We start from the raw sequence: 11293 nt of genomic DNA, 5'->3' as shown, positions 1-11293 counted from the left end.
CATCCCCGAACCCTGTTCGATCTGCTCGAGGTACGCTCGCTGCTCGAGGGCGAATCGGCCAGCCTGGCTGCGGAGCGCGCCACGCCGGCCGATCGCGTGCTGATTCAGCGTCGTTACGAAGCCATGGCCGAGTACGTCGAGCGAGGCGAGATCGAGGTGGAGCAGTTGGCGCACCTCGATCACGCCTTCCACCTGGCGATCTGCCAGGCTTCGCACAACCCGGTGCTGGTTCATACGCTGCAGTCGCTGACCGATCTGCTGCTGAGCTCGGTGTTCGCCTCGGTGAAGAACCTCTATCACCGCGAGGCGCCGAGGCAGATGATCAACCGCCAGCATGCCCGGCTCTACCGGGCGGTGATGGAGGGCAAGCCGCAGGCCGCACGGCGTGCGGCGGTGGAGCACCTCAGCGGTATCGGCGAGCAGTTGCGCGAGATCGAGGCGGAGGATCAGCGCCTGGAGCGCTCGGCAATGCGGCTGAAGGAGTGGGAGTGAGACTCAGGCGTTGGCGGCATTGAGAGTTCGTTCTTCTTCAATCACGCCTGCGAGTGAGGCGACTTCGAGTTTATTGCAAAGGTGATCGCGTAGTATCTGCCCCAGGCGTTTTCCATCCCGCGCCTCGAGGGCAATGATCAAGTGCTCGTGGTCCTGCACGGCCCTGCGCCAGAAATCGTCGGTCATTTTCTTGGAGTAGCGGACCCGCTTCACACGTTGGCTGAGGTTACTGTACATCTCCTGCAGTACCTCGTTCGCCGAGGCGGCCAGGATCCCCTCGTGAATCTTCTGGTTGACCTGGAAGTAGTCCGGCAGGTTGCGGTCGTGGTAGTGCCGAAGCATCTCGTCATGCAACGCACGAATGGCCTTGATGCCCTCGTCGCTGATGTTCTGGCAGGCGAGTTCGCCGGACAGCCCCTCGAGAGCCCCCATTAGATCGTAGGTATCCTTCACCATCTTCAGCGTCAGGCGCATGACCCTGGCGCCGCGATTGGGCAGCAGCTCGATCAGGCCCTCGGAGGCAAGAACCTTCAGCGCTTCTCGTAGCGGCGTGCGGGACACTCCGAAGCGCTCGCAGAGCTGCTTTTCCGATATTCGCTCGCCAGGAGCGAGATCCCCCTGCTCGATGAGTTCCCGGACGCGGTCGGCCACTTCCAGATAAAGGCTGCGATGCTGGATTTTACTCATGGCATGAATTCCTAGAGGCGATAGCGTCCCGATAGTCCCAGTCGGCGTTCCCGTCGTGTCGCCGGGCCTGTCGATGCATCTCGGCGGAAACGGTCCGGCTGGCATTCTTTCACAGAAGATATTATGAATTCAAAATTCAACTAATATCTACTACCTGACCATCATAAGGAGTCTCCCATGACCGGCAAAGTCTTCCGCAGTCAGTTTCAGCTTGGCCGTTCCCGGGCCAGAGCCATCCTCGACGGGGCTTTCGCCAAGGCGCGCGATGCCTCGATGGAGCCTCTTACCGTAGTGGTGATCGATGGTGGCGGTCACGTCGTCGCTGCCGAGCGCGAGGACGGCTGTGCCCCGCTGCGCTTCCCCGTGGCTCAGGGCAAGGCTTTCGCCGCTCTGGGCAATGGCGCCTCGAGCGGCGTGGTCGGTGCCCGCAATGCGGAGCGACCGGCCTTCCTCGCCAGCGTAGCTGCCGTCTCGAATGGCCACTTCGTTCCGGTCCCGGGAGGCGTGCTGATCCTGGACGGCGATTCCCGTGTCATCGGCGCCGTGGGAGCCAGCGGCGCATCCTCGGCTGAGGACGAGGCCGCCGCCATCGCCGGTATCGAGGCGGCGGGACTGGTCTGGGGATTGGAGCCCGCTTGAGCCGGCGAAGTCAGTGGTCGGCAGCTATCGGTCGACCAAAGTTTAATACCGAATAATGAATTTTGAATTCAAATTGAATTCGTAACGGTCGGGCTCACCGAGCCGTTGGATGGCCGAGGATGCTCGGACCGTGGGTATGCTTCCCGCGGTTCTGCGAGAGCCGCCATGGCCTGGAGACTGCCCTCGAGAGGATGCCACGCCCGGGCAGCACGCCTACAACAACAAGTCAGCACTGGAGTATCCGATGAAGACGATCAAGACGGCATTCGTGACCACCGCCCTGGCGCTGAGCCTTACCCCAGGGTTGGGTATGGCTCAAACCGAATTGCAGTTCGGTCACGTGGGAAATCCCGGTTCGCTGTTCGATGCTTCCGCCAATGAGTTCGCCGAGCGGGCCAATGAGCGGCTGGGCGATGACTATAGGGTAGAGGTCTATGGATCGAGCCAGCTCGGTGGCGACGACTCCATGATGCAGAAGCTCAAGCTCGGCCAGCTCACCTTCACACTGCCTTCCACCGTAATGTCCTCGGTGGTCGATGAATTTGGCCTGTTCGAGATGCCCTACCTGATCAAGGATCGGGAGCACATGAAGCGGGTCATCGAGGAGGTCATCGAACCCGATCTCTATCCGCTGGTGGAGGAGGAGGGCTACAAGATTCTCGCCGTGTGGGAGAACGGTTTTCGCCAGATCACCAACAACGAGCGACCCATCGAGACGCCCGAGGACCTGAAGGGCCTGAAACTGCGCACGCCGAAGGGCGCCTGGCGGGTGCGCATGTTCGAGGAGTACGGCGCCAACCCCTCGCCCATGGCGCTCTCAGAGGTCTTCACGGCGTTGCAGACCGGCACCATGGACGGCCAGGAGAATCCTCTGGTGCAGATTCATTCCCAGAAGTTTCAGGAAGTCCAGGACTACCTGTCCATGACCAACCACGTCTACACGCCCGCGTATGTGGTGGTTTCCAAGCGCCATTGGGAGGATCTCCCGGAGGACGTTCGCAATATCCTCGAGGAGACGGCGCGTGAGGTTCAGGATTTCGTTTATGAGACGGCCGCCGAACAGGACGAGCAACTCCTCGGCGAAATGGAAGAGGCCGGCATGGAGGTCAACGAGGCCGACCAGCAGGCCTTCATCGACGCCAGTGGCCCCATCTACGAGCGTTTCGACGAGGAAGTGGAAGGCGGCGGCGAACTGGTCGACCGCGTCCTGGCGCTCGGTGAGCAAGACTGAGCCTCACTGAGTGAATCCACGGCCGCCCCATTCGGGGCGGTCCTTCTCCTGCTCGACGGAGTGGTTTGCATGTCCCTCGTGAAACTGCGATCCGGCTTCGAGTGGCTGCTCGAAGTTATCACCATGCTGTTGGTGGTTTCCCTGACTGTGGTCGTGCTGCTCGGCGTCACCTTCCGCTTCAGCGGCAACTCGCTGGGGTGGTATGACGAGGTTGCCGCCGTGATGTTGGCCTGGGTGACCTATTACGGCGCCGCTCTGGCTGCCCTCAAGCGCGCCCATATCAGCGTCCCGGGATTCGTCTACTCGCAACCCCGTGCCGTTCGCGTGACGCTGGTGGCGCTGGGTGAAGCCATCATCATCGCCTTCTTCGTGCTGCTCGCCGTCTATGGCGTCTACGTCATCGGCGTCCTCAGCGGCTCGACCCTGGTCAGCGTACCGATTCCGATCGCTGTCACCCAGTCGACCATTCCGATCGGTGCGGCACTCTATGTCATCGCCGAGCTGCTCAACCTCCCGGCCATCCTGCGTGAGGCCTGGGAAGGCAAGCGGCCGCCCTCGGAGCAGGACATCGTGGAGGAGCTGCAATGACGACGGCACTGATCCTGCTGGCCGGGCTGGCCATGATTTTCATCAATATCCCCATCGCCGTGGCCCTGGGCGCGATATCCATCGTTGCCATGCTGTGGATTCAAGGCACCAACAGCCTGCTCGGCTTCCCGCTGGTGATGTTCGAGGGCTCGACCAAGTTTCCGCTGATCGCCATCCCGCTGTTCATCCTGGCTGGCGCCATCATGAACACCGGCGGTATCTCTCGGCGGCTGATCGACTTCGCTTCGGCGCTGCTCGGTTTCATCCGCGGCGGGCTGGCCATGGTCAACGTCGGCACCTCGCTGTTCTTCGCCGAGATTTCCGGTTCTGCCGTGGCCGACGTGGCCGCCCTCGGTTCCATCCTGATGCCGGAGATGAAGCGCAAGGGCTATCCTGCCCCGTTCGCCGCCGCCATTACCTCCTCTTCGGCTTCGCTGGCGATCATCATTCCGCCCTCCATTCCCATGATTCTGTATGCCGCCATGGCCGACACCTCGGTGGTGCAGCTGTTCGTCGCCGGCATCGTGCCCGGTCTGGTCGGTGGGGTCTTGATGATGGTGCTCGCCTGGTATTTCGCGGTCCGCTACAACTGGCCCGTGGAGCATACTTTTCAACTGAAGCGAGTGTGGACCACCTTCAAGGCGGCGGGCCTGGCCTTCCTGCTGCCGCTGGTCATCCTTGGCGGAATCTTCGGCGGCTTCATGACCGCTACCGAAGGGGCAGCCCTGGCGGTGCTGGCTGCGCTGCTGATCAGCTTCCGCTACGGCGAGCTGCGCTGGGCGAAGCTGCGCGCAGCCATGGTCGAAGGCGGCGTGCAGACCGCCGTGGTCATGCTGCTGGTGGCGAGCTCGGCCTTGCTCGGGGATTTCCTCACCCGCGCCCAGCTGCCGCAGATGCTGGCGATGATGATCAGCGACTTCACCGACAACAAATTCGCCGTCCTGGCGCTGCTGAACATCTTCCTGCTGCTGATCGGCATGATCCTGCATTCGGCCGCGGCGATCATCCTCACCGTACCCATCGTCATGCCGCTGGTGATGATGGTCGGCATCGACCCCGTCCACTTCGGCATGATCGTCACCCTCAACCTGGCGATCGGCCAGCAGACCCCCCCGGTGGCCAGCGTGCTGATGACGGCCTGCTCTGTGGCCAAGGCGGACATCTGGCAGGTGTCGAAGGCCAACGTACCGTTCGTCGTTCTCTTGTTCATCCTGCTGATGCTGGTGACTTACGTGCCGATCTTCCCGATGGGGCTGGTGGAGCTGTTCTACCGGTGAGCGCGAAACCACTGACGACCCCGAAAGGAGAATCCAGATGTCTGACGCCTTGATCTTCCGGCGCGAGGGCAACCTCGCCTGGATCGGCTTCAACCGACCCGAGAGCCGCAACGCCATGACCTGGGAGATGTATGACGCGCTCGAGGCCTGCTGCGACCGGCTGAACGAGGACGACGACGTCCAGGCGGTGGTGCTGCATGGTGTCGGCGGCGAGGCCTTCGTCGCCGGCACCGATATCTCCCAATTTGCCCACTTCAACACCCCCGACGACGCCATCGGCTATGAGCGGCGAATCGACCGGGTGGTGGGCAAGCTTGAGCGCTTGGCCAAGCCCACCATCGCCCTGATCGAGGGCGCCTGCGTGGGCGGCGGGGCAGCCCTGGCGCTGGTTTGCGACTTCCGCTACTGCACGCCTTCGATGAAGTTCGGCGTACCCATCGCCAGGACGCTGGGCAACACACTATCGATGACCAACGTCTCGCGAATGGTCGACATGATCGGCGTGGCTCGCACCAAGGAGGCGCTGATGATGGCCAAGCTGTTCGATGCCGAGGAGGCGCGGCAGACGGGGCTGGTCAACGGCGTCTTCGCTCCCGAAACGATCGTCGAGGAGGTGACCGCCATCGCGGCCGAATTCGGCCGGCGCGCGCCGCTCACCGTCCAGGCCAGCAAGGCGCTGGTGGGGCGGGTCCTGGAAGCGCGCAGGGCTGCTGCGGACGCCGGTGACGACTGGGTCACCACCTGCTACATGAGCGACGATTTCCAGGCGGCGGTGAACAAGTTCCTGCACAAGACACCCTTCGAGTGGACCGGCCGCTGACATTGGCGCGTTGCGGCAACCACGCGAACCACACAAGCGAGGTGAAGCCCATGCTTCCCCTGGAAAGACTCAAGGTACTGGACGTCTCCCAGATCATGGCCGGCCCCTACTGCACCATGGTGCTGGCCGACATGGGGGCCGAGGTGATCAAGGTCGAGAAGCTCAACGGCGGCGACGACAGCCGCCAGATGGGGCCCTACGTCAACGACGAGTCGACCTGCTTCTCGCAGATCAACCGCAACAAGAAGAGCATCTCGCTCAATCTCAAGGATGAGCGTGCCCGGGAGATATTCTACCGCCTGGCCAGGGACGCCGACGTCATCGTCGAGAACTATCGCACCGGGGTGACACGGTCGCTTGCCATCGACTACGACACCATCAAGGCGATCAATCCCGGCATCATCTACTGCTCGATTTCCGGCTACGGCCAGACCGGGCCTTATAGTCACCGCGGCGGCTTCGATCTGGTGGCCCAGGGCATGACCGGCCTGATGTCGATGACCGGCGAACCGGGGCGACGTCCGCTGAAGACCGGCATCGCGGTCTACGACATCGGAGCGGGGATAACGGCCGTCTACTCGATCCTGGCCGCGTACATTCACAGGATCAACACCGGCGAGGGGCAGCACATCGATATCGCCATCACCGAATGTGGCCTGCCCTGGTTCACCTGGGAGGCGGCCGCCTATTTTGCCGAGGGCAGAGTTCCCGAGCCCACCGGCTGGCGGCATCGTGTGTCGGCGCCCTATCAGGCGATCAAGGCCAGCGACGGCTACATCATGCTGGGCTGCGCCAATCAGCGTACCTGGGAGCGCTTCTGCCGGGACGTGCTGGGGCGCGAGGATCTGATGGCCGAGCCGCGCTTCCTGACCAACCACGATCGTGGCCAGCACGTCGAGGAGCTCGAAGCGGTGCTGGAGGAGATCATGGTCGAGCGGGAAATGCACCACTGGCTGGATCTCTGCGACAAGGCCGGTGTGCCGGCCGGGCCGATCAATGACTTCGCCCAGGCCATGCAGGACGAACACTATCAGGCCCGCGGCATGGTGCAGGAGATGGAACACCCCGTCATCGGCAAGATGAAGACCATCGGCTTTCCCAGCAAGTTCTCACGCACGCCGTCACAGATCAGAAGCCCGGCGCCGCTGTTCGGCCAGCATACCGACGAGGTATTGGCGGAGCTTGGCCTCTCTGCGGAGCAACTCGAGGCGCTGCGTAAGGAGGGCTGCATCAAGTAGCTTTTTTGTTCTACAGAATTGCATTCATTATCAAAAATACAAACGGAGATAGACGCATGTTGAATCTCGATTTCCATCCATCCGGTCGTCACTTCCTGCAGATCCCCGGCCCCTCGCCGGTGCCGGACCGCATCCTGCGCGCCATGAGCCTGCCGACCATCGACCACCGCGGCCCGGAATTCGGTGCCCTGGGGCTCACGCTGCTGGACAAGATCAAGAAAGTCTTCAAGACCGAGAACCCGGTGATCATCTACCCCGCCTCGGGTACCGGTGCCTGGGAAGCGGCGCTCTCCAACGCCCTGTCCCCGGGGGACCGGGTGTTGATGTTCGAGACCGGCCATTTCGCCACTCTATGGCAGAAAATGGCCCTGCGACTGGGGCTGGAGCCCGAGTTCATCGGTCTGCCCGGTTACGATGGCTGGCGCCAAGGAGTCCAGGCCGACATGATCGAGACGCGTCTGAGAGAGGATCACGATCAGCGTATCAAGGCCGTCTGCGTGGTCCATAACGAGACCTCCACCGGGGTCACCAGCGACATCGCCGCGGTGCGTCGCGCCATCGATGCCGCGAGCCACCCGGCGCTGCTGCTGGTCGATACCATTTCGGGCCTGGCCTGCGCCGACTATCGCCACGACGAATGGGGCGTGGACGTGACCATCTCCGGCTCCCAGAAAGGCCTGATGCTGCCGCCGGGGATAAGCTTCAACGCGCTTTCCGACAAGGCGATCGAGGCGAGTCGTCACAGCACCATGCCAAAGAGCTTCTGGGCCTGGGACGAGATCCTTGAGGCCAACCAGAACGGCTACTGGCCCTATACCCCCAGCACCAATCTGCTCTATGGCCTCAACGAGGCGCTGGACATGCTGCTTGAGGAAGGCCTGGACCATGTGCTGGCGCGACACGAACGCTGGGCCGCGGGCGTGCGCCGGGCGGTCGAGGCCTGGGGTCTTGAGATCCAGTGCCAGGATCCTGCCGTTTATTCGCCGGTGCTGACCGGCGTGGTAGTGCCCGAAGGGGTCGACGCCGACGAGGTGCGCAAGCTCATCTACGAGCGCTTCGATCTGTCGCTGGGCACCGGTCTGGGCAAGGCCAAGGGCAAGATGTTCCGTATCGGCCACCTGGGCGACTGCAACGACCTGACGCTGATCGCGACTCTGGGCGGCTGCGAGGCGGGTATGGAGCTCGCCGGTGTGCCGCTGGCGGGCAGCGGCGTGACCGCCGCGCTCGACTACTTCGCCCACCATCCGCTGCATGACTACCGCTGACATCGGCTTCGATCAGCACGGCTAGGAGCGAAAGAATGACGTCCCTGAAGGATAACGCCCGGTCACGGGATGCCAAGGTCAAGCCGGTCAGCGAGCTGGCTTCCCGGCTGTCCCGCGAATTGAAGGGCGAGGTGCTGTTCGACCACGCCTCGCGGGGCCGCTACTCGACGGATGCCTCGATCTACCAGGTAATGCCGATCGGGGTGGTGATCCCATGCGACCAGGAGGACCTCAAGCTGGCGCTCGACATCGCCCGCGATACCCGGGTACCGGTGCTGGCGCGGGGCGCCGGCACCAGCCAGTGCGGCCAGACGGTGGGCGAGGCGGTGGTAGTCGACACTTCCCGCTGGCTCAACCAGATCACCGAGTTCGACGCCGAGGCGCGTACCGTGGTGGTCGAGCCCGGCATCGTCCTGGACCACCTCAACGCCTGGCTCAAGCCTCATGGCCTGTGGTACCCGGTGGACGTTTCCACCAGCGCCCAGTGCACCATCGGCGGCATGGCCGGCAACAACTCCTGCGGGTCGCGCTCGATCCGCTACGGCAACATGGTGCACAACGTACTGGGCATCAATGCCTGGCTCGCCGATGGTGACGAGGCAAACTTCGGCTTCATCGACGAGCTCGACGGCAATCGCAAGGTGCGCCTGTTGGCCGAGCGAATGCAGGCGATCGCCGAGCGCGTCGACCCGGAGATTCGCGAGCGTTTTCCCAAGATGCTGCGACGGGTGGGCGGCTACAACCTCGACCTCTTCAACTGCCAGAACCCCAAGCCCTACGACCCGGACGGGCGCGCCAACCTGGCGCACCTGCTGGTGGGCTCCGAGGGCACCCTGGCGGTCAGCCGTCGCATCAAGCTCAGGCTCTCGCCGCTGCCCGAGCACAAGGTGCTCGGCGTGGTGAACTTCCCGACCTTCTACCAGGCGATGGACTTCACCCAGCACATCGTCACCCTCGATCCCACCGCGGTGGAGCTGGTCGACCGCACGATGATCGAGCTGTCGCTGGAAAACCCGTCATTCCGCCCGGTGATCGAGAGGGCGCTGATCGGCAAGCCGGAGGCGATCCTGTTGGTGGAGTTCGCCGGCGCCGACCGCGACGCCCAACTGGCATCTCTGGCACGCCTCAATGAATTGCTGGCCGACCTGGGGCTGCCGGGGTGCGTGGTCGACATGCCGGAGCCGGTTGAGCAGAAGGCGCTGTGGGACGTGCGCAAGGCGGGGCTCAACATCATGATGAGCATGAAGGGCGACGGCAAGCCGGTCTCCTTCATCGAGGACTGCGCGGTGCCGCTCGAGCATCTGGCCGAGTACACCGACAAGCTGACCGAAGTGTTCCATCGCCACGGCACCGAGGGCACCTGGTACGCCCATGCCAGCGTCGGCACCCTGCATGTGAGGCCGATTCTCGACATGCGTCGCGATGGCGCTGAGAAGATGCGCGAGATCGCCGAGCAGGCCTCGGCACTGGTTCGCGAGTACAAGGGGGCCTATTCCGGTGAGCACGGCGACGGGCTGTGTCGCGGCGAATGGGTCGCCTGGCAGTTCGGTGGCACCGTCAACAACGCTTTCAAGGAGGTGAAGCGACTCTTCGATCCCGACAACCTCTTCAATCCGGGCAAGATCGTCGATACCCCGAGGATGGACGACGAGCGCTACTTCCGCTTCTCGCCCTCCTACCGCTCTATTCCGCTGACCCCGGTATTCGACTGGTCGTCATGGGACGTCAAACGCGACCCGCTGACCGGCGAGCAGAGCGCACCCGGCACCGGCGGCGATGCCACGCACGGCCTCGCCATGGCGGTGGAGATGTGCAACAACAACGGCCACTGCCGCAAGTTCGATGCCGGCACCATGTGCCCCAGTTTTCGCATTACTCGTGACGAGCAACACCTGACGCGTGGACGGGCCAATACCCTGCGCCTGGTGCTGTCCGGCCAGCTCGGTGACGATGGACTGGCCAGCGACGACGTCAAGGAGGCGCTGGACCTGTGCGTGTCGTGCAAGGGCTGCCGGCGCGACTGCCCCACGGGTGTCGACATGGCCAAGTTCAAGATCGAGGCGCGCGCCGCTCGGGCCAAGGTCAGGGGGCTCTCGCTGCGCGATCGTCTTGTCGGCGAGATGCCGCGCTACGCACCCTGGGCGAGCCGAGTCTCGGGCCTGCTGGACGCCGCCGAGCGGATGCCCTTCGTCGCGCGACGCGTCAAGCAGGCGCTGGGGCTGGCCGAGCAGCGTGACTTTCCCCGATTCCGTGGCAATTTCCTGGCCGAAGACCACGGTCGACCGGCGCAGGGAACCCGAGAGGTGCTCTTGTTCGTCGATACCTTCAACAACTACATGGAGAGCGAGAACGCCCGCGCCGCCAAGCGGGTGCTGGAGAAGGCCGGTTATGGCGTGCATCTCAACGTCACCCCGGGCGAACGTCCCCTATGCTGCGGGCGCACCTACCTTTCCTCCGGCCAGTTCGACAAGGCCAGGGCCGAGGCGAAACGCTCCCTCGACCACCTGATGCCCTTCGTCGAGCGCGGCGTGCCGATCGTTGGGCTCGAGCCCTCTTGCCTGCTCAGCATGCGCGACGAGTTCCTGCAGTATGACTTCGGGGACGCGGCGCGACGACTTGCCGAGTCGGCCCTGCTGTTCGAGGAGTTCCTGGTCAGGGCACACGATGCGGGTGAGTTGGCGCTCGAACTCAAGCCGGTCGACTATTCGAAAGCGATGCTGCATGGCCATTGCCACCAGAAGGCCTTCGATGCGCTGCGTCCGATCGAGCGGGTGCTCGCCTGGATACCGGGGCTTGAGGTCGAGACGATCGTATCCTCGTGCTGCGGCATGGCGGGCAGCTTCGGCTACGAGGCGGAGCATTACGAGGCCTCGATGAAAATGGCCGAACTGTCACTGCTGCCGGCGATTCGCCAGGCAGACGTCGATGCCGTGCTGGTTGCCGATGGCACGAGCTGTCGTCACCAGATTCACGACGGTAGCGGGCGAGAAGCGGTACACGTGGCGCGCCTGTTGGAGAAGGCGCTGGCTTGAGAATAGGCCTGGCACGAGGAGAAC

Annotated in this window: 10 protein-coding genes; 9 read left to right on the top strand and 1 reads right to left on the bottom strand. The window is 63.5% G+C overall.

Translation table 11 applies throughout. The features are described from left to right. Positions 1–492: FCD domain-containing protein (locus HBJ55_RS08925; RefSeq protein ID WP_167113191.1), on the top strand; the 492-nt coding region annotated here is incomplete at its 5' end. Between the two features lie 3 nt (positions 493–495). Here HBJ55_RS08925 and HBJ55_RS08920 read toward each other — a convergent pair. Beyond that, complete coding sequence (locus HBJ55_RS08920) at positions 496–1179, bottom strand: GntR family transcriptional regulator (protein WP_167113189.1); 684 nt, start codon at positions 1177–1179, stop codon at positions 496–498. Between the two features lie 177 nt (positions 1180–1356). Here HBJ55_RS08920 and HBJ55_RS08915 point away from each other — a divergent pair, with 177 nt between their 5' ends. The 8 genes from HBJ55_RS08915 to HBJ55_RS08880 all read left to right on the top strand — a co-directional run bounded on the left by HBJ55_RS08915 (position 1357) and on the right by HBJ55_RS08880 (position 11269). Further along, on the top strand, positions 1357–1818 hold the full coding sequence (locus HBJ55_RS08915) for a GlcG/HbpS family heme-binding protein (protein WP_167113186.1): 462 nt from the start codon (positions 1357–1359) through the stop codon (positions 1816–1818). A 244-nt stretch (positions 1819–2062) separates the two neighbouring features. Beyond that, positions 2063–3049 carry a TRAP transporter substrate-binding protein gene (locus tag HBJ55_RS08910; RefSeq protein WP_167113184.1) on the top strand — a complete coding sequence of 329 codons (987 nt, stop codon included), beginning with the start codon at positions 2063–2065 and terminating at the stop codon, positions 3047–3049. Between the two features lie 69 nt (positions 3050–3118). Continuing rightward, the gene (locus tag HBJ55_RS08905) at positions 3119–3637 is read left to right on the top strand and encodes a TRAP transporter small permease (protein WP_206022423.1); all 519 of its coding nucleotides are present in this window, start codon (positions 3119–3121) and stop codon (positions 3635–3637) included. After that, a complete protein-coding gene (locus tag HBJ55_RS08900; protein ID WP_167113182.1) occupies positions 3634–4914 on the top strand; it encodes a TRAP transporter large permease in 1281 nt (426 codons plus the stop codon). The genes HBJ55_RS08905 and HBJ55_RS08900 overlap by 4 nt, the downstream gene beginning before the upstream one ends. A 37-nt stretch (positions 4915–4951) precedes the next feature. Then, on the top strand, positions 4952–5734 hold the full coding sequence (locus HBJ55_RS08895) for an enoyl-CoA hydratase (protein WP_167113180.1): 783 nt from the start codon (positions 4952–4954) through the stop codon (positions 5732–5734). A 50-nt stretch (positions 5735–5784) separates the two neighbouring features. Further along, positions 5785–6972: a CaiB/BaiF CoA transferase family protein gene (locus tag HBJ55_RS08890; RefSeq protein WP_167113178.1), complete on the top strand. Its 1188-nt coding sequence runs from the start codon at positions 5785–5787 to the stop codon at positions 6970–6972. Positions 6973–7028: 56 nt separating this feature from the next. After that, positions 7029–8237, top strand: coding sequence for a pyridoxal-phosphate-dependent aminotransferase family protein (locus HBJ55_RS08885; RefSeq protein ID WP_167113176.1), 1209 nt, complete (start codon positions 7029–7031; stop codon positions 8235–8237). Between the two features lie 35 nt (positions 8238–8272). Then, positions 8273–11269, top strand: coding sequence for an FAD-binding and (Fe-S)-binding domain-containing protein (locus tag HBJ55_RS08880; RefSeq protein ID WP_167113174.1), 2997 nt, complete (start codon positions 8273–8275; stop codon positions 11267–11269). Positions 11270–11293 lie beyond the last annotated feature (24 nt).

It is taken from the genome of Billgrantia bachuensis (assembly GCF_011742165.1).
GTDB classification, from domain to species: Bacteria; Pseudomonadota; Gammaproteobacteria; order Pseudomonadales; family Halomonadaceae; genus Halomonas; species Halomonas bachuensis.
The sequence above is the reverse complement of the archived record's forward strand: the minus strand, read 5'-3'. Positions and strand labels throughout refer to the sequence as shown.

Coding starts and splice junctions, on each gene's coding strand:
- HBJ55_RS08915 (WP_167113186.1), top strand. CDS start 1,357: ATGACCGGCAAAGTCTTCCGCAGTCAGTTTCAGCTTGGCCGTTCCCGG.
- HBJ55_RS08880 (WP_167113174.1), top strand. CDS start 8,273: ATGACGTCCCTGAAGGATAACGCCCGGTCACGGGATGCCAAGGTCAAG.
- HBJ55_RS08920 (WP_167113189.1), bottom strand. CDS start 1,179: ATGAGTAAAATCCAGCATCGCAGCCTTTATCTGGAAGTGGCCGACCGC.
- HBJ55_RS08890 (WP_167113178.1), top strand. CDS start 5,785: ATGCTTCCCCTGGAAAGACTCAAGGTACTGGACGTCTCCCAGATCATG.
- HBJ55_RS08895 (WP_167113180.1), top strand. CDS start 4,952: ATGTCTGACGCCTTGATCTTCCGGCGCGAGGGCAACCTCGCCTGGATC.
- HBJ55_RS08910 (WP_167113184.1), top strand. CDS start 2,063: ATGAAGACGATCAAGACGGCATTCGTGACCACCGCCCTGGCGCTGAGC.
- HBJ55_RS08900 (WP_167113182.1), top strand. CDS start 3,634: ATGACGACGGCACTGATCCTGCTGGCCGGGCTGGCCATGATTTTCATC.
- HBJ55_RS08885 (WP_167113176.1), top strand. CDS start 7,029: ATGTTGAATCTCGATTTCCATCCATCCGGTCGTCACTTCCTGCAGATC.
- HBJ55_RS08905 (WP_206022423.1), top strand. CDS start 3,119: ATGTCCCTCGTGAAACTGCGATCCGGCTTCGAGTGGCTGCTCGAAGTT.